16 protein-coding genes are annotated in these 21,148 nt (G+C 67.7%); 9 read left to right on the forward strand and 7 right to left on the reverse strand.

Features of this window, described 5'->3' with window-relative positions; genetic code table 11:
* Positions 1–178: 178 nt before the first annotated feature.
* Positions 179–1,102: an LD-carboxypeptidase gene (locus tag HMPREF2886_RS21405; RefSeq protein WP_070748314.1), complete on the forward strand. Its 924-nt coding sequence runs from the start codon at positions 179–181 to the stop codon at positions 1,100–1,102.
* A gap of 76 nt (positions 1,103–1,178) precedes the next feature.
* On the opposite strand, the gene amgS is transcribed toward HMPREF2886_RS21405, so the two are convergent.
* Positions 1,179–2,498, reverse strand: coding sequence for a two-component system sensor histidine kinase AmgS (gene amgS, locus HMPREF2886_RS21410; protein WP_003109988.1), 1,320 nt, complete (start codon positions 2,496–2,498; stop codon positions 1,179–1,181).
* Between the two features lie 94 nt (positions 2,499–2,592).
* On the reverse strand, positions 2,593–3,336 hold the full coding sequence (amgR, locus tag HMPREF2886_RS21415) for a two-component system response regulator AmgR (protein ID WP_022580397.1): 744 nt from the start codon (positions 3,334–3,336) through the stop codon (positions 2,593–2,595).
* Between the two features lie 188 nt (positions 3,337–3,524).
* Between amgR and HMPREF2886_RS21420 the strand changes: the two genes are divergently transcribed.
* From HMPREF2886_RS21420 to gshA, 3 genes are all read left to right on the forward strand, one after another.
* A complete protein-coding gene (locus tag HMPREF2886_RS21420) occupies positions 3,525–5,864 on the forward strand; it encodes a Tex family protein (protein ID WP_033973380.1) in 2,340 nt (779 codons plus the stop codon).
* 38 nt (positions 5,865–5,902) lie between these two features.
* Positions 5,903–6,265, forward strand: a complete 363-nt coding sequence (locus HMPREF2886_RS21425; RefSeq protein WP_370689746.1) for a PaaI family thioesterase — start codon at positions 5,903–5,905, stop codon at positions 6,263–6,265.
* A gap of 206 nt (positions 6,266–6,471) precedes the next feature.
* Positions 6,472–8,055, forward strand: a complete 1,584-nt coding sequence (gene gshA / locus HMPREF2886_RS21430) for a glutamate--cysteine ligase (protein WP_003120398.1) — start codon at positions 6,472–6,474, stop codon at positions 8,053–8,055.
* 42 nt (positions 8,056–8,097) lie between these two features.
* Here gshA and argA read toward each other — a convergent pair whose 3' ends face one another.
* Positions 8,098–9,396, reverse strand: a complete 1,299-nt coding sequence (gene argA, locus HMPREF2886_RS21435; RefSeq protein WP_033938953.1) for an amino-acid N-acetyltransferase — start codon at positions 9,394–9,396, stop codon at positions 8,098–8,100.
* Positions 9,397–9,732: 336 nt separating this feature from the next.
* Between argA and HMPREF2886_RS21440 the strand changes: the two genes are divergently transcribed.
* Entirely contained in the window at positions 9,733–10,434 is a 702-nt protein-coding gene (locus tag HMPREF2886_RS21440; RefSeq protein WP_070748316.1) for a MarC family NAAT transporter, read from the forward strand.
* Here the strand turns inward: HMPREF2886_RS21440 and argE are convergent.
* From argE to HMPREF2886_RS21455, 3 genes are all read right to left on the reverse strand, one after another.
* Positions 10,407–11,561, reverse strand: a complete 1,155-nt coding sequence (gene argE / locus HMPREF2886_RS21445) for an acetylornithine deacetylase (protein WP_033976956.1) — start codon at positions 11,559–11,561, stop codon at positions 10,407–10,409. The two genes, HMPREF2886_RS21440 and argE, sit on opposite strands and share 28 nt — an antisense overlap.
* A 99-nt stretch (positions 11,562–11,660) precedes the next feature.
* Positions 11,661–12,929, reverse strand: a complete 1,269-nt coding sequence (locus HMPREF2886_RS21450; protein ID WP_033973377.1) for an inorganic phosphate transporter — start codon at positions 12,927–12,929, stop codon at positions 11,661–11,663.
* A 44-nt stretch (positions 12,930–12,973) separates the two neighbouring features.
* Positions 12,974–13,651: a TIGR00153 family protein gene (locus HMPREF2886_RS21455; protein ID WP_003100081.1), complete on the reverse strand. Its 678-nt coding sequence runs from the start codon at positions 13,649–13,651 to the stop codon at positions 12,974–12,976.
* Positions 13,652–13,764: 113 nt separating this feature from the next.
* Here HMPREF2886_RS21455 and HMPREF2886_RS21460 point away from each other — a divergent pair, with 113 nt between their 5' ends.
* The 4 genes from HMPREF2886_RS21460 to HMPREF2886_RS21475 all read left to right on the forward strand — a co-directional run bounded on the left by HMPREF2886_RS21460 (position 13,765) and on the right by HMPREF2886_RS21475 (position 18,086).
* Entirely contained in the window at positions 13,765–15,129 is a 1,365-nt protein-coding gene (locus HMPREF2886_RS21460) for a CYTH domain-containing protein (protein WP_070748318.1), read from the forward strand.
* A 37-nt stretch (positions 15,130–15,166) separates the two neighbouring features.
* Positions 15,167–16,951 carry a type IV pilus assembly ATPase TfpB gene (locus HMPREF2886_RS21465; protein ID WP_070748320.1) on the forward strand — a complete coding sequence of 595 codons (1,785 nt, stop codon included), beginning with the start codon at positions 15,167–15,169 and terminating at the stop codon, positions 16,949–16,951.
* A gap of 221 nt (positions 16,952–17,172) precedes the next feature.
* Positions 17,173–17,625: an NfeD family protein gene (locus tag HMPREF2886_RS21470; protein ID WP_042169700.1), complete on the forward strand. Its 453-nt coding sequence runs from the start codon at positions 17,173–17,175 to the stop codon at positions 17,623–17,625.
* Between the two features lie 131 nt (positions 17,626–17,756).
* Positions 17,757–18,086, forward strand: coding sequence for a DUF2388 domain-containing protein (locus HMPREF2886_RS21475; RefSeq protein ID WP_070748322.1), 330 nt, complete (start codon positions 17,757–17,759; stop codon positions 18,084–18,086).
* Positions 18,087–18,121: 35 nt separating this feature from the next.
* Here HMPREF2886_RS21475 and gcvP read toward each other — a convergent pair whose 3' ends face one another.
* Complete coding sequence (gene gcvP / locus HMPREF2886_RS21480; protein ID WP_033976990.1) at positions 18,122–20,998, reverse strand: aminomethyl-transferring glycine dehydrogenase; 2,877 nt, start codon at positions 20,996–20,998, stop codon at positions 18,122–18,124.
* Positions 20,999–21,148: the final 150 nt, after the last annotated feature.

A 21,148-nucleotide genomic window follows, 5' to 3' on the forward strand; every position in this document is an offset into this window, starting at 1 on the left:
CAGCGCCAAGCCAACACAACGCAACGCGTTGCGCTGGCGAACGAGCGGCAGCCAGCCTCGACAGAACGCCCATGCCACGCTTGAATGAAGCACCGCCGCAACCGATGCCGGAAACCCCGCCGAACCCTGGGCTCTTCCGGCACTCGAATCCTTTTCTGACGCTTCACGGAATCGCCGCATGACCTCTCGTCCCTCCTCCGACCAGACCTGGCAGCCCATCGACGGCCGGGTGGCGCTGATCGCGCCAGCCTCGGCCATCGCCACCGACGTGCTGGAGGCGACCCTGCGGCAACTGGAAGTGCACGGCGTGGACTACCATCTCGGCCGCCACGTCGAAGCCCGCTACCGCTACCTCGCCGGGACCGTCGAGCAGCGCCTGGAAGACCTGCACAACGCCTTCGACATGCCGGACATCACCGCGGTCTGGTGCCTGCGCGGCGGCTACGGCTGCGGCCAGTTGCTGCCGGGCCTGGACTGGGGTAGCCTGCAGGCGGCATCGCCGCGGCCACTGATCGGCTTCTCCGACATCTCGGTGTTGCTCAGCGCTTTCCACCGCCACGGCCTGCCTGCGATCCACGGCCCGGTGGCCACCGGACTCGGTCTGTCGCCGCTGAGCGCCCCCCGCGAGCAGCAGGAGCGACTGGCCTCGCTGGCCTCGGTCAGCCGCTTGCTGGCCGGAATCGACCATGAACTCCCGGTGCAGCACCTCGGCGGACACAAGCAACGCGTCGAGGGCGCGCTGATCGGCGGCAACCTCACCGCCCTGGCCTGCATGGCCGGCACCCTCGGCGGCCTGCACGCCCCCGCGGGGTCGATCCTGGTCCTAGAGGACGTCGGCGAACCCTACTACCGCCTGGAGCGCAGCCTCTGGCAATTGCTCGAAAGCATCGACGCGCGCCAGCTCGGCGCGATCTGCCTGGGCTCGTTCACCGATTGCCCGCGCAAGGAAGTCGCCCACAGCCTGGAGCGGATCTTCGGTGAATACGCCGCCGCCATCGAGGTGCCGCTCTACCACCACCTGCCCAGCGGGCATGGTGCGCAGAACCGAGCCTGGCCTTATGGGAAGACCGCAGTGCTCGAGGGAAACCGGTTGCGCTGGTAGGGACGGGGCGCACCACTCTCCGTAAGCGCGAGAGGGGGCGGGGAGTGCCGCTGGAATGGCGCAAACCCGTCGGGTATCAGGCCGCGCCGCGCGGCAGCAGCAACCCCAGCGGCAGGCAGACCCGCGCTTCCAGGCCGCCGCCATCGCGGTTGCGCAGTTCGACGCTGCCGCCGTGCTGGGCGGCGATGCGCTTGACGATCGCCAGGCCGAGGCCGGTGCCCTTGCCGCCGCGCGCCTTGTCGCCGCGGATGAAGGGATTGAAGATGCTGTCCACTTCCGCGGGATCGATGCCCTGGCCGCGATCGAGCACACTCAGCACCACGTAGGGCGCCGCGCTTTCGCCGGCCACGTAGCTGGCCACCTCCACCGAACCGCCGCCGTGGTTCAGGGCATTGTCGATCAGGTTGCCCAGCAGACGCTTCATCGACACCCGCCGCAACGGCATCGCCGGTACCGGCTGCAAGGCCATGCGCACCTGCTCGCGAGTCTGGTTGAACGGCGCCACGACCTCGCGCACCAGATCGGTCAGGTCGCCCTCCTCCACCGGCTCGTCGCGGCCGTCGCGGATGAAGGCGAGGAACTGGTCGAGGATCGCGTCCATGTCCTCGATGTCGCGGACCATGTCCTCGACCATTTCCCGTTCGCTCTCCGGCAGCAACTCCAGCGACAGGCGCAGGCGCGTCAGCGGGGTGCGCAGGTCGTGGGAGACACCGGCCAACATCAATTCGCGTTCGCGCCCACCCTGCTCGATGTCCTCGGCCATCTGGTTGAAGGCGCGATACACCTCGGCCATTTCGCTCGGCGTCTCCGGCCCCAGCGGCAGGCGCACGCTGCGCCCCTGGCCGAACTGGCGGGCGGCGACCACCAGGCGCTTGAGCGGCTGGCTGAGCTGGCGGACGAAGATCCAGGCGGCTGCGGTGGAGAGCAGGCCGATGCCGAGGAACCAGCCGAGTACGCTCCAGATCCGTTGACCACGCAAGGGATGAGGATACAGCGGCACCGCCAGCCAGCCTTCGCCGAGGCTCGGCGCGCGCACCCAGAGTTGCGACGGCTGGTGGATACGCAGGCGGGTCTCGGTGTCCGGCCCCAGCTCCATCTGCATCTGCCGCTGGAAGATCTCGGTGTACGGCCAGTGCTGCTCGCCGGGCTGGTCGGCGCTGCTCGGCACCCAGCGCAGGCCGGAAGCCTTGGCGATGGCCGCGCGCGACTCCTCGTCGGCGGCCCAGAACGCGCGGATGGTCAGCGCCGCGCCGTGGCTGTACTGGCGGTCGACGATCACGTCCTCGTTCATCAGCAGGTAGACCAGGGTCAGCGCCTTGGAGAACAGCACGACGATCAGCACCAGCCAGAGGGTGCGGGCGAAGAAGCTTTGCGGGAACCAGAGCGGCGTTTTCATCGATCGGACCGGTTGCGCGCCGGCGGACGGGGCCGACGCCTGTTACGGGTAAGACGACGCGGCCGGTGCATCGCTGCACCGGCCGCGCGGAGACTCAGGCCTTGCGCGCGTTGCCGTCCGGCACGAATACGTAGCCGACGCCCCAGACCGTCTGGATATAGCGCGGCTTGGACGGGTCCGGCTCGATCAGCCGGCGCAGGCGAGAGATCTGCACGTCGATGGAACGCTCCAGGGCATCCCACTCGCGGCCACGGGCGAGGTTCATCAGCTTGTCCCGGGTCAGCGGTTCGCGGGCGTGCTGCACCAGGGCCTTGAGCACGGCGAACTCGCCGGTGGTCAGCATGTGTACCTCCTCGCCCTTCTTCAGCTCGCGGGTGGCGAGGAACAGCTGGTAGTCGCCGAAGGTCACCACCTCGTCGGCACCGGCAGGCGCGCCGGGCACCAGCGGCGCCTGGCGGCGCAGCACGGCCTTGATCCGCGCCAGCAGTTCGCGCGGGTTGAACGGCTTGGCCAGGTAGTCGTCGGCGCCCAGTTCCAGGCCCTGGATGCGGCTGCCCTCGTCGCCCTTGGCGGTGAGCATGATGATCGGCACCTGGTTGTTCTGTTCGCGCAGGCGGCGGCAGGCGGTGAGGCCGTCCTCGCCGGGAAGCATCAGGTCGAGCACAACCAGCTGGAACAGTTCGCGGGATAGAAGGCGATCCATCTGCTCGGTGTTCTCCACCGCGCGGACGCGGTAGCCCTGCTCGTCGAGGAAACGTTCGAGCAGGCGGCGCAGGCGGGCGTCGTCGTCGACGACGAGGATCTTTTCACCTTCGGCCAGGGCGGCAGGGTTCGACATAGAAACTCCCAGAATGAGTCAGGCGGGCATTATCGCCCAGGTAACGGCTGGGCCGGACTGTCCATTGTTAGCAGATTTTTCCCCGACCAGCCGCCCTCCAAGGCGAAACTTGGCAGGTATAATGCGGCGCTTTTGCGGCGGGGCGTTGTCTACACGGCCCGTTTTCGTTCGTTTTACCAGGTGGATCAATGGACAGCATCAACACCCGTATCGCCGAAGAGCTCTCCGCACTGCCCTCCGGCCGCGTTCAACCGCAGCAAGTCGCCGCTGCCGTCGCCCTGCTCGACGAAGGCTCCACCGTTCCCTTCATCGCCCGTTACCGCAAAGAGGTCACCGGCAGCCTCGACGATACCCAGTTGCGCATGCTGGAAGAGCGCCTGCGCTACCTGCGCGAACTGGAAGAACGCCGCGGCGCGATCCTCGCCAGCATCGAGGAACAGGGCAAGCTGACCCCCGAACTGGCCCGCGACATCAAGCTCGCCGATACCAAGACCCGTCTCGAAGACCTCTACCTGCCTTATAAGCAGAAGCGCCGCACCAAGGGCCAGATCGCCCTGGAAGCCGGCCTCGGCGAGCTGGCCGACGCACTGTTCGACGATCCGACCCTGGTCCCGGAAAGCGAGGCCGCGCGTTTCGTCGACGCCGAGAAAGGCTTCGCCGACGTCAAGGCGGTGCTGGAAGGCGCCAAGTACATCCTCATGGAGCGCTTCGCCGAAGACGCCACGCTGCTCGACAAGCTGCGCGTGTTCATGAAGAACGAAGCGACCCTGACCGCCCGCGTGGTCCCCGGCAAGGAACAGGAAGGCGCCAAGTTCAGCGACTACTTCGAACACGACGAGCCGCTGAAAAGCGCCCCGTCGCACCGCGCCCTGGCGATCTTCCGCGGACGCAACGAAGGCGTCCTCAGCGCCTCGCTGAAGGTCGGCGAGGAAGCGCCGGGGACCCTGCATCCATGCGAAGTCATGATCGCCGAGCGCTTCGGCCTGTCCAACCAGGGCCGCGCCGCCGACAAGTGGCTGGCCGAGGTGGTGCGCTGGACCTGGAAGGTCAAGCTCTATACCCACCTGGAAACCGACCTGTTCGGCGAGCTCCGCGACGGCGCCGAGGACGAGGCGATCAGCGTGTTCGCGCGCAACCTGCACGACCTGCTGCTGGCCGCCCCGGCCGGCCCGCGCGCCACCCTCGGCCTCGACCCGGGCCTGCGCACCGGGGTCAAGGTCGCGGTGGTCGACGCTACCGGCAAGCTGCTGGACACCGCCACCGTCTACCCGCATGCGCCGAAGAACCAGTGGGACCAGACCCTCGCCGTGCTCGCCGCGCTGTGCGCCAAGCATCAGGTCGAGCTGATCGCCATCGGCAACGGCACCGCCAGCCGCGAGACCGACAAGCTGGCCGGCGAACTGATCAAGAAGTATCCGGGCATGAAGCTGACCAAGATCATGGTCAGCGAGGCCGGCGCATCGGTGTATTCCGCCTCCGAGCTGGCGGCGAAGGAGTTCCCCGAGCTGGACGTGTCCCTGCGCGGCGCGGTGTCCATCGCCCGCCGTCTGCAGGACCCGCTGGCGGAACTGGTGAAGATCGAGCCCAAGTCGATCGGCGTCGGCCAGTACCAGCACGACGTGTCCCAACTGAAGCTGGCGCGTAGCCTGGACGCGGTGGTCGAGGATTGCGTGAACGCCGTCGGCGTCGACGTCAACACCGCCTCCGCCGCCCTGCTGGCGCGCATCTCCGGCCTCAACTCGACGCTGGCGCAGAACATCGTCGCGCACCGCGACGCCAACGGAGCGTTCCGCACCCGCGACGAGCTGAAGAAAGTCAGCCGCCTGGGCGAGAAGACCTTCGAGCAAGCCGCCGGCTTCCTCCGCGTGATGAACGGCGACAATCCGTTGGACGCCTCGGCGGTGCACCCGGAAACCTATCCGCTGGTGCAGCGCATCGCCGCCGACACCGAGCGCGACATCCGCTCGCTGATCGGCGACTCGGCGTTCCTCAAGCGCCTCGACCCGAAGAAGTTCACCGACGAGACCTTCGGCCTGCCGACCGTCACCGACATCCTCAAGGAACTCGACAAGCCCGGCCGCGACCCGCGTCCGGAGTTCAAGACCGCAGAGTTCCAGGAAGGCGTCGAGAGCCTCAAGGACCTCAAGCCGGGCATGGTCCTGGAGGGTGTGGTGACCAACGTCACCAACTTCGGCGCGTTCGTCGACATCGGCGTCCACCAGGACGGCCTGGTGCACATCTCGGCGCTGTCCGAGAAGTTCGTCAAGGACCCGTACGAAGTGGTCAAGGCCGGCGACATCGTCAAGGTCAAGGTCATGGAAGTGGACATTCCGCGCAACCGTGTCGGCCTGTCCATGCGCATGAGCGACACCCCCGGCGAGAAGGTCGAAGGCCAGCGCGGCGGGCGTCCCGCCGGCGGCGGCCAGCCACGCCAGGAGCGTGGCGCCCCGCGCGGACAGAGCGCGCCGCCGGCGAACAACGCCATGGCCGCGCTGTTCGCCAACGCCAAGCAACTGAAGAAGAAGTGACGGAGCCGTCCATGAGCGAGATGCCCGCCCGCGAGCAGATGATCAGCGCCTACAGCGAACTGGTCGGCCTGGACCCGGTCAGCCTCGGCGACGGAGTCGCCGAGGTACGCCTGCCGATGGCCGCGCACCTGCGCAACCGCGGCGGGGTCATGCACGGCGGCGCGCTGTTCTCGCTGATGGACGTGACCATGGGGCTGGCCTGCTCCAGTTCCCATGGTTTCGACCGCCAGAGCGTCACCCTGGAATGCAAGATCAACTACATCCGCGCCGTCGCCGACGGCGAGGTGCGCTGCGTCGCCCGCGTACTCCATGCCGGGCGCCGCAGCCTGGTGGTGGAAGCCGAGGTGCTGCAAGGCGACAAGCTGGTCGCGAAAGGACAAGGTACCTTCGCCCAGCTGTAAACCGGCGCGGCCGCCATGCGGCAGAATGGCGCGCAACGGCGATCCCGATCCGTGCCGGGCGCCCGCCTCGACGGCTCCCGCCGAAGGCGCGGCGACCGGCCCCCGGACGAAGCGAAAACGCATTTACGTCCTCCCTCTTGTAGACCGCTCGGTCCACCCTCATATTGGGGCGACCGATCTGGGACGCGATCACAAGGAATCCCGACTTGAGCGATCTTCTCTCCCGCCGCCTGGCTCTGCTCGGCGCCGCAGCCAACCTGCCCCTGCTGACCGAGTGCCTGCATGGCATCGAGCGCGAATGCCTGCGAGTCGATAGCGACGGCAAGCTGGCGCTCACCCCCCACCCTCGGGCCCTGGGTTCGACCCTGACCCATCCACAGATCACTACCGACTACTCCGAGGCCTTGCTGGAGTTCATCACGCCCACGGAAACCGACGTCGCCGACACCCTGGGCGATCTCGAGCGCATCCACCGCTTCGCCAGTTCGAAACTGGACGGCGAGTACCTGTGGAGTCCATCGATGCCCTGCGAGCTGCCGGACGAGGAGAGCATCCCGATCGCCCGCTACGGCAGCTCGATGATCGGCCGCCTGAAGTACGTCTACCGCAAGGGCCTGGCGCTGCGCTACGGCAAGACCATGCAGTGCATCGCCGGCATCCACTACAACTTCTCCCTGCCGGAGAGGCTCTGGCCGCTGCTGCGCCAGGCCGAAGGCAGCGAGCTATCGGAACGTGACTACCAGTCCGCCGCCTACATCGCCCTGATTCGCAATTTCCGCCGCTACAGCTGGCTGCTGATGTACCTGTTCGGCGCCTCGCCGGCCCTCGACGCCGGCTTCCTGCGTGGCCGCCCGAGCCAGTTGGAGCGCCTCGACGAACACACGCTCTACCTGCCCTACGCCACCAGCCTGCGGATGAGCGACCTGGGCTACCAGAACAACGCCCAGGCCGGCCTGACCCCCTGCTACAACGACCTGCAGAGCTACATCGACAGCCTGCGCCAGGCGGTCAGCACGCCCTACCCGCCCTACGAGAAGGTCGGCACCAAGCAGGATGGCGAATGGGTACAGTTGAACACCAACATCCTGCAGATCGAGAACGAGTATTACTCGAGCATCCGGCCAAAACGCGTCACCTATACCGGCGAGCGTCCGGTGCAGGCCCTGGCCGCTCGCGGCGTGCAGTACGTGGAAGTGCGCTGCCTGGACATCAACCCGTTCCTGCCGCTGGGCATCGACCTGGACGAGGCGCGCTTCCTCGACGCCTTCCTGCTGTTCTGCGCGTTCAGCGACAGCCCGCTGCTGAACGGCGAGTGCAGCGACGCCACCGACAACTTCCTCGCCGTGGTCAAGGAAGGCAGGCGGCCGGGCCTGCAATTGCAACGTCGCGGCCAGCCGGTGGAATTGAAGGTCTGGGCGAACGAGCTGCTCGAACGAATCGCCGATACCGCGGCACTGCTCGACCGCGCGCGCGGCGGCGAAGCCCACGCGGCGGCGCTGGCGGCGCAGCGGGCGAAGGTGGCCGATGCGGAACTGACGCCTTCGGCGCAGGTGCTGAAAGTCATGCGCGAGCGCGGCGAGAGCTTCGAAGCGTTCTCCCTGCGCCAGAGCCGCGAACACGCGGAGTATTTCCGCCAGCATCCGCTGGCCGCCGAAGAGCAGGCGCGCTTCGAGAAGATGGCCAGCGACTCCCTGGCCGAACAGACGGAGCTGGAACGCGACCAGGATGGCGACTTCGATACCTTCGTCGCCGCCTACCAGGCGAGCATCCTCGGCCTGATCAGCAACTGAGCGAAGCCGGCGCGCCCCTGCGGCCAGGGACGCGCCGGCGGATCAGAGGCTCTTCTCGAATACCTGCGAATTGCGCTGGAAGTTGTACAGCGAGGCCCGCGCCGCCGGTAGCCGCTCTACGCTGCTGGGCTGGAAGCCGCGCTCGCGGAACCAGTGCGCGGTCCGCGTGGTGAGCACGAACAGGGTCTTCAGGCCGAGTCCGCGCGCGCGCTCCTCGATCCGCTCCAGCAGTTCGTCGCCGCGCCCGCCGTGGCGGTACTCCGGGTTGACCGCCAGACAGGCCAGCTCGCCCGCCTCGGAATCGGCGATCGGATAGAGCGCGGCGCAGGCGATGATCAGCCCTTCGCGCTCGACGATGCTGAACTGTTCGATCTCGCGTTCCAGCACCTCGCGGGAACGGCGTACCAGGATGCCCTGCTCTTCCAGCGGGCGGATCAGCTCGATCAGCCCACCAACGTCCTCGATGCCCGCCTCGCGCAACTGCTCGAACTGCTCCTGGGCGACCAGGGTGCCGTTGCCGGTACGGGTGAACAGTTCGCTGAGCAGCGCGCCGTCCTCGGTGTAGCTGACGATATGGCTGCGCTTGACCCCGGCCCGGCAGGCCTGCGCCGCGGCGTCCAGCAGCTCGGCCTGGTAGCTGTTGCCCAGCCGTTGCAGGTGCGCGGACACCTGCTGCGGGCGCAGTTCGCGGACCAGCTTGCCGGAGGCGTCCAGCAGGCCCTGTTCGGCGCCGTAGAGAATCAGCTTTTCCGCTTCCAGGTCGATGGCGGCGCGCATGGCCACGTCTTCGCAGGCCAGGTTGAAGATTTCCCCGGTCGGCGAGTAGCCCAGCGGCGAGAGCAGGACGATGCTGCGCTCGTCGAGAAGGCGGCCAATGCCCTTGCGGTCGATGCGACGGACCTCGCCGGTATGGTGGTAGTCGACACCCTCGACCACGCCGATCGGCCGCGCGGTGACCAGGTTGCCACCAGCGACCCGCAGGCGCGCGCCCTGCATCGGCGAGGCGGCCATGTCCATCGACAGCCGCGCCTCGATGGCGATGCGCAGGCTACCCACGGCGTCGATGACGCATTCCAGGGTCGGCGCATCGGTCACTCGCAGGTCGCGGTGATAGCGCGGAGCCAGGCCGCGCGCGGCCAGGCGCGCCTCGATCTGCGGACGCGAACCGTGCACCAGCACCAGGCGCGCGCCGAGGCTGTGGAGAAGGACCAGGTCGTGGACGATATTGCCGAAATTGGGATGCTCCACCCCTTCGCCGGGAAGCATGACCACGAAGGTCCGGTCCCGGTGCGAGTTGATGTAGGGCGAAGCGTGACGTAACCAGTTGACGTAGTCGGGCATGGTGGGGAAAGCCTGTCGTTTCGTGAGCGAGAGCAAAGCGTGAGCGGCCGGGACGGCCCGAAGGGCGCCGTTATCGTCGTCGCAGCAACATCGACAGGCTTCTCCTCACTTTCTGGTTAACGAGACGGATGGATCACGCGCGAGTTTAAACCCTCGGCGGCCCCCCGGCCGCGGGATTCGACCATGGTACGGGGCCTGGGGCCGGAACGAACCGTTTTACCACTATTTCTGAAAAAAACTATCCGAAAACCCCGGTTAACTCGCACAGCGCTTTTTCGCTAGGCTGCCTCGTTCGCCGTGCCGTCCGGCGCGCAACCACGCGAACGAGGAAAATCCATGAGCGAATACTTCCATCACGTCCTGGTCGGCCTGCTCGCCGTGCTCCCGGTAGCCAACCCGCTGACCAGCGTCTCGCTGCTGCTCGGCCTCGGCGGCAGCCTGCCGCCGGCGGAGCGCAACCGGCAGATATTCAAGGCCAGCCTCTACGTGGCACTGATCATGCTGGTCAGCTTCTACGGCGGCAGCCTGGTGATGCAGGTGTTCGGCATCTCCATTCCCGGCCTGCGCATCGCCGGCGGGCTGATCGTCGCCTATATCGGCTTCACCATGCTGTTCCCCGCCACCACGCCGGACGAGACCGAAGTCCAGCACGACCTGCTGTCGGACGAGGAAAAGATCACCCCGCACTTCCGCGACCTGTCCTTCGTTCCGCTGGCCCTGCCGGGTACCGCGGGGCCGGGGACCATCGCCCTGGTGGTCAGCTCGGCGTCGACGCTGCAATCCACCTACGGAAGCATTCCGCTATTCATCCACCTCGCGGCGATCACCGTCACCCTGTTCACCGCGCTGATCTTCTGGATCGCCCTGCAAAGCTCCGGGCGCATCATGAAGTTCCTCGGCGAATCCGGGATCGACGCCATCTCGCGAGTGGTCGGCTTCCTGCTGGTGGCGATGGGCGTGCAGTTCGTCATCAACGGTGGCTTCGAGCTGGTCGCCGGCCACGCCGCGCTTCAGTCGGCGGCGGGCGTCAGGCAGTAATGCTGGATCAGCCGGCGCAGCACGCCGACCATCGGTTCGATACGCGCCAGCTCCAGGTGCTCGTCGGGCTGGTGGGCACAGGCGATGTCGCCGGCGCCGAGGACCAGGGTTTCGCTGCCCAGGCGCTGGAAATACGGCGCCTCGGTACCGAACGCCACGGCCTCGGCGCGATGCCCGGTCAGGCGTTCGGCGACGCGTACCAGTTCGCTGTCCTGCGCCTGTTCGAACGGCGGCACGGCAGGGAACAGCGGCTGGTAGTCGATGCTCACCTGGTGCCGTTCGGCCAGCGGCCGCAGGCGCTGGCGGATCGCCTCGCGCAACTGCTCGGGCTGCATGCCGGGTAGCGGGCGCAGGTCGAATTCCAGCGAACACTGGCCGCAGATGCGGTTGGGATTGTCGCCGCCGTGGATGCAACCGAAGTTCAGGGTCGGCTGGGGCACGCTGAATTGCGGGTTGCTCCAGGCCCGCTGCCATTCTGCGCGCAGCGCCATCAACTCGCCGATGGTCGCGTGCATGGCCTCCAGGGCGCTACGGCCGAGGTTCGGGTCGGACGAATGGCCGCTCTGCCCGAGAATCTCGATGCGCTCCATCATCACCCCCTTGTGCAGGCGGATCGGCCGCAGGTTGGTCGGCTCGCCGATCACCGTGGCGCGCCCCAGCGGCCGCCCGCTTTCGGCGAGGGCACGGGCGCCGGCCATCGAGCTTTCCTCGTCGCAGGTGGCGAGGATCATCAGCGGCTGGCGGAACGGCTGGTCGAGCAGCGGCAGCAAGGCCTCGATGGCCAGCGGGAAGAAGCCCTTCATGTCGCAACTACCGAGGCCGTACCAGCGGCCGTCGCGCTCGTCCAGGCGCAGCGGATCGCTGCTCCACAGCGCTTCGTCGTAGGGCACGGTATCGGTATGGCCGGCCAGCACCAGCCCGCCGGGACCGCTGCCGTGGCTGGCCAGCAGGTTGAACTTGCCCGGCGAGACTTCCCGGATCTCGCAGCGGAAGCCTAGATCACCCAGCCAGGAGGCCAGCAGGTCGACCACCGGGCGGTTGGTCTGGTCCAGCTCGGGCTGGGTGCAACTGACGGAAGACGCGGCGATCAGCGCACCGAACTGGTCTTTCAGAGACGGCAACGGCATGGGACTCTCCACACGGATCGAGCCCCATCATGGCCTATCGCGGCAGTGGATAAAACCGTCCGTTCCGGTTCCGCCTGCGCCAGCCGACGAAGACCGCGCTCAGGCGCCGAACAGCGCGCGCAGGACCAGGAAGAACAGGATCGCCAGCACCGCGCCGGCCGGCAGGGTCACTACCCAGGACAGGAAGATCGAGCCGATCACCCGCAGGTTGAGCGCGCCGATGCCACGCGCCATGCCGATGCCGAGCACCGCGCCGACCAGGGTATGGGTGGTGGACACCGGCAGGCCGATGGCCGAGGCGCCAACCACCGTGGAGGCGGTCGCCAGCTCGGCGGCGAAGCCGCGGCTGGGGGTCAGCTCGGTGATCTCCCGGCCGATGGTGGCGATCACCCGGTAGCCATAGGTAGCCAGGCCGATGACGATGCCCACCGCGCCCAGCAGCAGTACCCAGGACGGCACCGGCGAACGGCTCACCAGATCCAGGTCGCCGCCGGCCTGGACCACCGCGACGACCGCCGCCACCGGGCCGATGGCGTTGGCCACGTCGTTGGCACCATGGGCGAACGCCATGGAGCAGGCGGTGAAGATCATCAGCACCGCGAAGACGCGCTCGACGCTGGCGAAGCCGCCACGCGGATCGGCTCCGCCAGTGGGTCGGATGCGCAACAGCAGGACGATACCCAGGCCCATCACCAGGCCGCCGGCGAGCAACGCCAGGCCCAGCGTCTGGATGCCGGAAAGCTCCAGGCCGACATGCTTCAGCCCCTTGCCGACGGTCATCAGCGCAACCATGAAGCCCGCCAGGAACATGTACAGCGGCACGTAGCGGCGCGCGCTACGGAACGGATCCTCGGCATGCAGCACCAGCCACTGCACGCTCCTGAACAGGGCGAAGGCGAGCAGCCCGGACAGCACCGGCGTCACCACCCAGCTGGCGACGATCGGGCCGATCGCGCCCCAGTGCACCGCGTGCACCGAGACACCGACCGAGGCGAAGCCGATGATCGCGCCGACGATGGAGTGGGTGGTCGACACCGGCCAACCCTTGACCGTCGCCAGCAACAGCCAGACCCCGGCGGCCAGCAAGGCCGAGAGCATGCCGAAGATGAGCAGGTCGGGAGTCATGTACTGCGGGTCGACGATGCCGCTCCTGATCGTTTCGGTGACTTCGCCACCAGCGAAATAGGCACCGCAGAACTCGAAGACCATGGCCACCAGGATCGCCTGGCGGATGGTCAGCGCGCGCGAGCCCACCGAAGTGCCCATGGCGTTGGCGACGTCGTTGGCGCCGACGCCCCAGGCCATGAAGAAACCGAACAGGCAGGCGAGTACGAGGAAGGCGAAGCCGTGGTCGGCGATCAGGGACATGGGCGGAATCCGTGTGCAGGCAGGGTCGGAAAGAAGACTGGCGCTCACCGCGCCAGCAATTGCTCCAGGCGGTTGCCGACCCGCTGGGCGCGGTCGGCGACATCGCCGATCCATTCGATGATCTGGTAGAGGAACATCACGTCCACCGGCGGCAGCTCGCTTTCCAGGCGGAACAGCTCGCGGCGCACCTCGACCTGGATGCGGTCGGTGTCGTTCTCGATCGCCTCGAGTTCCTCCACCATGCTCTCCACCAGGCTGGTCTCGCGCCCGCCGAAGCCGGTCTCGAGCAGTTCGTTGAGTTCGTTGACCACCCGCAACGCCTGGGCGCTGGCGTCCACCGAGCGCTGCACATAGGCGAGCATCTGGCCCTGTAGCGGCAACGGGATGCGCATGCGCCGGCCCAGCATCAGCCCGACGATGTCCTTGGCGCGATTGGCGACTTTGTCCTGTACACTGAGCAGTTCCAACAGATCGGAGCGCGGCACCGGAAGGAACAGGCTCTTGGGCAGGTGCATCCGGACGTTCTTCTTCAGCCGATCGGCTTCCTGCTCCAGTCGCACCATGTCCTGCTGAACCTGTTCGACCTGCGCCCAGTCCTCGGCGATCACCGCGCGGAAGAACGGCAACAGGCCGGCCGCGCATTCGTGGGCCTTGGCGATGTGCTGCTGCATCGGTCCGATCGGCGAACGGCCGAACAGGCTGATGAACGGATTGGTCGGCATGGAACGCCTCCCTGGTGGAAATGCCGAAAAGTATAGGCCACCCACCCCGCGCGCCTTTGATCTGGAACACCTTCACCCGCGGACGCCTGGCGTCCCGAGCCGGACATCGCCCCATGCAGAAAGAAACCGAAATCAAACTCCGCGTCAGCCGCGCCACCCTGGAAGCCTTGCAGGAGCATCCGTTGCTGAAGAAGCGCAACAAATCGGGCTGGGAGCGCCGCGAACTGTACAACCAGTACTACGACACCCCCGGCCGCGAGCTGGCCCGGGCCAAGGTCGCGCTGCGCATGCGCCGTGACGGCGAGCAGTACATCCAGACGCTGAAAAGCCGCGGGCAGAGCGTGGCCGGGTTGTCCGAACGCAACGAGTGGGACTGGTACCTGGAAAAGAACAAGCTCGACCTGAAGAAACTCGACGACAAGTGCTGGCCCGCAGCCCTCAAGGATCTCGACAAGAAGCAGCTCAAGCCGATCTTCAGCACCGATTTCGTCCGCCAGCGCGCCGAGATCGCCTGGGGCCGCGGCAAGGCCAAGGTGGTGGTGGAGGCGGCGCTCGACCTGGGCAAGGTGGTCGCCGGCGACAACGAAGAGGAAATCTGCGAACTGGAGCTGGAACTGCGCCAGGGCGATGCCGCCGCGCTGCTGGAGCTGGCCGCGGAACTGGCCGCCGACCTGCCGCTGATGCCCTGCGACATCAGCAAGGCCGAGCGCGGCTACCGCCTGTTCGACCCGAACAGCTACGAGGTCGATCCCCCGGCCCAGAAACTGCTGGCGGAAACCCCGCTGGACGGTGCCTTCGCCGCCATCGCCTGGTACCTGCTCGGCAGCAGCCAGCGACTGGCCGAGCAATATCGCTTCAACGGCCACTGGCGTCTGCTGGAGGACTGGCTGCAACACCTGCAGGACCTGCGCACCCTGCTCGGCAGCCTCGGCCAGGCGGTGCCACGCGCCAGCAGTCGCGAGCTGCGCGAAGCGCTGGACGCTCTCCTCGCCGACTGGGCGCCGCGCATCGAGCGCGGCCGTGACGACGAGACGCTACGCCAGCAGGCGCCGCAACTGTTCCGCGGCGAACTCGACGGGACCCGCTGGGGCCTGTTCTCCCTGAACGCCTCGCGCTGGCTGCTGGCCAAGGCCTGGACCGAGTCGCGCAACGAGCGCGGCAACCGCCAGGGCACCGCCGCGCTGGGCAAATGGCTGCTGCGCAGCCTTGCCGAAGAAGCCCAGGCCACGCCGCTGGCGCGCGCCCACCAGTATCCCGAGCTGCTCCCCGACCAGGTGCCGCGCCTGCAGCGCATGCTTACCTGGTTGCGCCTGGCGCGCGGCGTGCTCGACCTGCCGGAGGCCGACCGCCTCTACGGCGAACTGGCCAAGCTGCTGGAGCTGCTGCGGCAACCTGTCGATGCCGAGCGCCTGGCTGCCCGCGCCACGCAGGCCCATACTGTGCTGACGCTCAAACCCTGGAAGGCGCTGATGAAATAAGCTTCGCCGCTACCGCCATCATCCGAAGGGAGTCTGCATGTCCGTGTTCGCCACTGCCGCCCAGGACCGCCTGCTGGACCTCGGCGACCTGCTCCGCGAGCTGGTCGCCCAGGGCCGGGTCGGGCAGGACCAGGCCGAACAGTGCCTGGCGATCCGCCGCAGCGCGGTGCGCAACCAGCAGCATCCGCTGGAGTTCCTCGCCGCGCAGCAGGTCGAGGATCTCAAGCGCCCCGGACGCAAGCTCGACCTGGAGACTCTCACCCAATGGCTGGCCGAGTACGCCGGCCAGCCCTACCTGCGCATCGACCCGCTGAAGATCGACGTCGCCGCGGTGACTCCGCTGATGTCCTACGCCTTCGCCCAGCGCCATGGCATCCTCGCCGTCGCGCTGAGTCCGGAGGAAGTCACCATCGCCAGCGCCCAGCCCTTCGTGCAGGGCTGGGAAAGCAACCTGGTGCATGTGCTCAAGCGACCGATCAAACGGGTGGTGGCGAACCCGGCGGACATCCAGCGCTACACCGTCGAGTTCTTCCGCCTGGCCCGCTCGGTCAGCGGCGCCACCTCGCCGGACCAGAAGATCAGCGGCGTCGGCAACTTCGAGCAGTTGCTCAACCTCGGCGCCGCCGACCAGGAGCCGGACGCCAACGACGCGCACATCGTCACCATCGTCGACTGGCTGTTCCAGTACGCCTTCCAGCAGCGCGCCAGCGACATCCACATCGAGCCGCGCCGCGAGCAGGGCACCGTGCGCTTCCGTATCGACGGCGTGCTGCACAACGTCTACCAGTTTCCGCCGCAGGTGACCATGGCGGTGGTCAGCCGCCTGAAGTCGCTGGGACGGATGAACGTGGCGGAGAAACGCAAGCCGCAGGACGGCCGGGTCAAGACCAAGACCCCGGAGGGCGCCGAGGTGGAGCTGCGCCTGTCGACCCTGCCCACCGCCTTCGGCGAGAAGATGGTGATGCGCATCTTCGACCCCGAGGTGCTGCTCAAGAGCTTCGACCAGCTCGGCTTCTCCGTCGACGACCTGCGCCGCTGGCAGAGCATGACCAGCCAGCCGAACGGCATCATCCTGGTCACCGGTCCCACCGGCTCGGGCAAGACCACCACGCTCTACACCACGCTCAAGCAACTGGCCACCGACGAGGTGAACGTCTGCACCATCGAGGACCCGATCGAGATGATCGAGCCCTCGTTCAACCAGATGCAGGTCCAGCACAACATCGACCTGACCTTCGCCAGCGGCGTACGCGCCCTGCTGCGGCAGGACCCGGACATCATCATGGTCGGCGAGATCCGCGACCTGGAGACCGCCGAGATGGCGATCCAGGCGGCGCTCACCGGGCACCTGGTGCTATCCACCCTGCACACCAACGACTCGCCCACGGCGATCACCCGCCTGCTCGAACTGGGCGTGCCCTACTACCTGATCCGTGCCACGGTGCTCGGGGTCATGGCCCAGCGCCTGGTGCGCACGCTCTGCCCGCACTGCAAGGCGCCGATGCAACTGGCGGACAGCGACTGGCACGAACTGACCCGTCCCTGGAGCGCCCCGCCGCCCAGCGGCGCGCACCAGGCCGTGGGTTGCCTGGAGTGCCGCGACACCGGCTATCGCGGGCGCGCCGGCGTCTATGAAATCATGCTGCTCAGCGATAGCCTGAAAGAACTGATCACCGCCGACACCGACCTGGTCGCCCTGCGCCGCCAGGCCTACAAGGAAGGCACCCGCAGCCTGCGCCTGTCCGGCGCGCAGAAGGTCGCCGCGGGTATCAGTACGCTGGAGGAAGTACTGCGGGTGACCCCGCAGAGCGAACAGAAGTAGCGGCACATCCCGTCGGCGGAGTTCCGACGGTTGCACGGCACAACGCCGGACGGGCCTGCCAGGCCCACAGACAAGGATGTAGACGATGACGAGCGTTCCCCCCGCCGTCCCCGCGCCGACGCTCCCCAGCCCCGGCGCACGGCACCTGCGGCGAGCCGCGAGCGGCGTCCCTGGCTCGATGTGGCTCGGCCGGCCGCCGAGCCGGCGCTGAGGGCCGGCCGATGGAAATCCTGCTGCTACGCCTGGACTTCTGGGACTGGCTGGCCTTCGGTACCGTCCTCCTGCTCCTGGAAACCCTCGGTGCCGGCGGCTATCTGCTGCGGGTCGGCCTCACCGCAGCCTGCGTCGGTGCGCTCGGCGCGCTCCTGCCGGGATTGGCCTGGCCTTGGCAGGTAGGACTGTTCGTCCTGCTCTCCGGTCTGGTAGCCGCCGAGCATCGACGCCGTCGCCGCAAGGCCGGTAGCGTCGAGGAAACGCCGGGGCTGCAGCGACGCGGCGACGACCTGTTCGGCCGCACCTTTCCCTTGCACCGCGCGATCGTCGGCGGGCTCGGCGAGTTGCGCGTCGGACACGCGCTGTGGCTGGTCAGCGGTCCCGACCTGCCGCGCGGCGCCCTGGTCCGGGTCACCGGCCAGAACGGCGCCCTGCTGCACGTCGAACCTGCCGCGCCCTGAAACGCTGAAGCTCCCGGCTGGCGGGGGCTGCGCGGCAACGGAAAAAGCGACCGAACGGTCATCTGCGCCGGAACTCCGGGACGGCAAACGCGATCTGATGTAGCACGCAGCCCCCTATCAGGAGTTTCCCCATGCGTTCCGTCAAACTCACCGCCGCCACCCTGGTCATCGCCGCCCTGCCGCTGGGCTCGGCCATGGCCGATACCTTCTGGCGCAACATCATTTCCTCGGGTGCCACCACGGCCTCCACCTACCTGACCTTCCGCCACGACCACAAGCTGATCGTCGCCGCGCAAGACGACGCCGGCAGCTACATCGCCAGCGACGGCGCGATCCGCGGGCCATACCTGGAAGCCGCACTGCAGAAGCTGCGCAGCGACAACCCGGACCTGCAGGCCAGCGACATGGAACTGGCCAGCGCGATCCTCGCCGGTGGCGAGCAGTCCGCCGTCCAGCAATAGGTCCCGGCGGCCTCGTCTCCCCCGGGGGGGCGAGGTCACTCGCGGTAATCGTCCAGCGGCACGCAGGCGCAGAACAGGTTGCGGTCGCCGTAGACGTTGTCCACCCGGTTCACCGCCGGCCAATACTTGAACACCCGCGCGTGTTCGCTCGGGGTCACCGCCTCGGCGATCTCGTAGGGCCTCTGCCAGAGTCCCGTGACGTCGGCCAGGGTATGCGGCGCCCGTTTCAGCGGGTTGTCCTCCGCCGGCCAGTCGCCGCTCTCCACCTTGCCGATCTCGGCCCTGATGCTCAGCATCGCTTCGACGAAGCGATCCAGCTCCGCCTTCGACTCGCTCTCGGTCGGCTCCACCATCAGCGTGCCCGGCACCGGGAAGGACATGGTCGGGGCGTGGAAGCCGTAGTCCATCAGGCGCTTGGCCACGTCCTCCTCGGTGATCCCGGTCTTCGCCTTGAGCGGTCGCAGGTCGAGGATGCATTCGTGGGCGACGCGCTCGTTGCGCCCGCGATAGAGCACCGGGAACGCCCCGTCCAGACGGTTCGCCAGGTAGTTGGCGGAGAGGATCGCCACCTCGCTGGCGTCGGCCAGCTGCGGGCCCATCATGGCGATGTACATCCAACTGATCGGCAGGATGCTGGCGCTGCCCCAGGGCGCCGCGCTGACCGCGTCGTTCAGCGGGTTCGGCCCTTCGACACGGATCACCGGGTGGTTGGCGACGAACGGCACCAGGTGCCGCTTGACCCCGATCGGCCCCATGCCCGGCCCGCCACCACCATGGGGGATGCAGAAGGTCTTGTGCAGGTTCATGTGCGAGACGTCCGCGCCGATGTCCGCCGGTCGCGCCAGGCCGACCTGGGCGTTGAGGTTGGCGCCGTCCATGTAGACCTGGCCACCGTGGCGGTGGACCACTTCGCAGATCTCGCCTATCCCCTCCTCGTAGACGCCGTGGGTCGAGGGGTAGGTGATCATCAGGCAGGACAGCCGGTCGCCCGCCTCGGCCGCCTTCAGGCGCAGGTCATCGAGGTCGACATTGCCGCGGGGATCGCACTCGACGATCACCACCCGCATGCTGGCCATGATCGCCGAGGCCGGGTTGGTGCCATGCGCCGATGCGGGGATCAGGCAGATGTCGCGCTGGCTATCGCCGCGGCTCTGGTGGTAGCGGCGGATCGCCAGCAACCCGGCATACTCACCCTGTGCTCCCGAGTTCGGCTGCATGCAGATGGCGTCGAAGCCGGTGATCGCCCGCAGCCAGGCTTCCAGTTCGTCGATCATCCGGCGATAGCCCTCGGCCTGCTCGCGCGGCACGAACGGATGCAGTTCGGCGAATTCCGGCCAGGTGATGGGGATCATCTCGCTGCTGGCGTTGAGCTTCATGGTGCAGGAGCCGAGCGGGATCATCGCCTGGTTCAGCGCCAGGTCCTTGCCTTCCAGCTGGCGCAGGTAGCGAAGCATCTCGGTCTCGCTGTGGTGGGCGTTGAACACCGGATGCTGCAGGTAGGCCGAAGTGCGTTGCAGGACCGCCGGGATGCCGTCGGCCACCGCCCCGCCATCCAGGTGCGCGACATCCAGCCCGTGGCCGGCGCCGAGGAAGATCTCGAACAGGGTCGCCAGGGTCGCCGCGTCACAGGTTTCGTCGAGGCTCAGGGCCAGCCGCCGGTCGTCGACCACGCGCAGGTTGACCCGCGCCGCCCGCGCCCGTTCGAGGATCGCCGCCTGACGCTCGCCGACCTCGTAGGTCAGGGTGTCGAAGAAGTGCCGGTTGAGCCGCCGCAGTCCCTTGCTTTCCAGGCCCGCCGCCAGCAGCGCGGTCAGGCGCTGGACGCGTTGGGCGATGCGTTTCAGCTCCTGGGGCCCGTGGTAGACGGCATACAACGAAGCAATGTTGGCCAGCAGCACCTGGGCGGTGCAGATGTTCGAGTTGGCTTTTTCCCGACGGATGTGCTGCTCGCGGGTTTGCAGGGCCATGCGCAACGCCGGGTTGCCGCGGGCGTCGCGGGAAACGCCGATGATCCGCCCCGGCATCGCCCGCTTGTACCCTTCGCGGGTGGCGAAGAACGCCGCGTGCGGCCCGCCGTAGCCCATCGGTACGCCAAAGCGCTGGGCGCTGCCGAGCACCACGTCGGCACCGAGTTCCCCCGGCGGGGTCAGCAGCAACAGGGCGAGCAGGTCGCTGGCGACGCAGGCCAGCGCCTGTTGGCCATGCAATGCCTCGATAAGCGGACGCAGGTCGCGGATCTCGCCGCGACTGTCCGGGTATTGCAGCAAGGCGCCGAACACCGCGTGGGCGGCAAGATTGTCCGGCTCGTCGACGACCAGCTCGAAACCGAACGCCTCGGCGCGGGTGCGCAACACCGAAACGGTCTGCGGATGGCAATGCGCATCGACGAAGAACCGGTTGCTCCTGGCCTTCGCCACCCGCCTGGCCAGGGCCATGGCCTCGGCGGCGGCGGTGGCTTCGTCGAGCAGCGAGGCGCTGGCCAGGTCGAGTCCGGTGAGGTCGATGGTCAGTTGCTGGAAGTTCAGCAGCGCTTCCAGGCGGCCCTGGGCGATTTCCGGCTGGTAGGGCGTATAGGCGGTGTACCAGCCGGGATTCTCCAGCACGTTGCGGAGGATCACCGGCGGCGTCACGGTGCCGTAGTAGCCCATGCCGATCAGGCTCGTCCAGCGCTGGTTGAGCCCGGCGTAGCCGCGCAGGCGCGCCAGGGCGGCCTGTTCGTCGAGCGCGGCGGGCAGTTCCAGCGGCCGGTTGAGGCGGATCGCCGGCGGCACCGTCTGTACGATCAGTTCGGCGCGAGTGGAAACCCCGAGGAAATCCAGCATGGCCTGCTGTTCCGCCGGATCGGGGCCGAGGTGGCGGCGCAGGAAGGCATCGGCGGGCTGGAGCTGGGCGAGGGACGGCGTCTGCGACATGGCTTCGGTCTCGTTGGGGGCGGCATCGCCCTGCCAGCGATCGTCGCCGAACGGATATCGAATGAGAAAGCAACGACGGCGAAAACGCATTTCGCCGCTGCAAAAAGAACAAAGCCTCGAATGATCGAGGCCTTGTCCAAGGATAGCGGG

The organism is Pseudomonas sp. HMSC066A08, assembly GCF_001813025.1.
Lineage (GTDB): Bacteria > Pseudomonadota > Gammaproteobacteria > Pseudomonadales > Pseudomonadaceae > Pseudomonas > Pseudomonas aeruginosa.

Bases quoted from the DNA above. Each gene is read 5' to 3' on its own strand.
- HMPREF2886_RS21450 (WP_033973377.1), bottom strand. From the start codon at position 12,929: ATGTCCCTGATCGCCGACCACGGCTTCGCCTTCCTCGTACTCGCCTGC.
- HMPREF2886_RS21475 (WP_070748322.1), top strand. From the start codon at position 17,757: ATGCGTTCCGTCAAACTCACCGCCGCCACCCTGGTCATCGCCGCCCTG.
- HMPREF2886_RS21425 (WP_370689746.1), top strand. From the start codon at position 5,903: ATGATCAGCGCCTACAGCGAACTGGTCGGCCTGGACCCGGTCAGCCTC.
- argA (WP_033938953.1), bottom strand. From the start codon at position 9,396: ATGCCCGACTACGTCAACTGGTTACGTCACGCTTCGCCCTACATCAAC.
- gcvP (WP_033976990.1), bottom strand. From the start codon at position 20,998: ATGTCGCAGACGCCGTCCCTCGCCCAGCTCCAGCCCGCCGATGCCTTC.
- HMPREF2886_RS21465 (WP_070748320.1), top strand. From the start codon at position 15,167: ATGTCCGTGTTCGCCACTGCCGCCCAGGACCGCCTGCTGGACCTCGGC.
- HMPREF2886_RS21420 (WP_033973380.1), top strand. From the start codon at position 3,525: ATGGACAGCATCAACACCCGTATCGCCGAAGAGCTCTCCGCACTGCCC.
- amgR (WP_022580397.1), bottom strand. From the start codon at position 3,336: ATGTCGAACCCTGCCGCCCTGGCCGAAGGTGAAAAGATCCTCGTCGTC.
- argE (WP_033976956.1), bottom strand. From the start codon at position 11,561: ATGCCGTTGCCGTCTCTGAAAGACCAGTTCGGTGCGCTGATCGCCGCG.
- HMPREF2886_RS21455 (WP_003100081.1), bottom strand. From the start codon at position 13,651: ATGCCGACCAATCCGTTCATCAGCCTGTTCGGCCGTTCGCCGATCGGA.
- HMPREF2886_RS21470 (WP_042169700.1), top strand. From the start codon at position 17,173: ATGGAAATCCTGCTGCTACGCCTGGACTTCTGGGACTGGCTGGCCTTC.
- HMPREF2886_RS21440 (WP_070748316.1), top strand. From the start codon at position 9,733: ATGAGCGAATACTTCCATCACGTCCTGGTCGGCCTGCTCGCCGTGCTC.
- amgS (WP_003109988.1), bottom strand. From the start codon at position 2,498: ATGAAAACGCCGCTCTGGTTCCCGCAAAGCTTCTTCGCCCGCACCCTC.
- HMPREF2886_RS21405 (WP_070748314.1), top strand. From the start codon at position 179: ATGACCTCTCGTCCCTCCTCCGACCAGACCTGGCAGCCCATCGACGGC.
- HMPREF2886_RS21460 (WP_070748318.1), top strand. From the start codon at position 13,765: ATGCAGAAAGAAACCGAAATCAAACTCCGCGTCAGCCGCGCCACCCTG.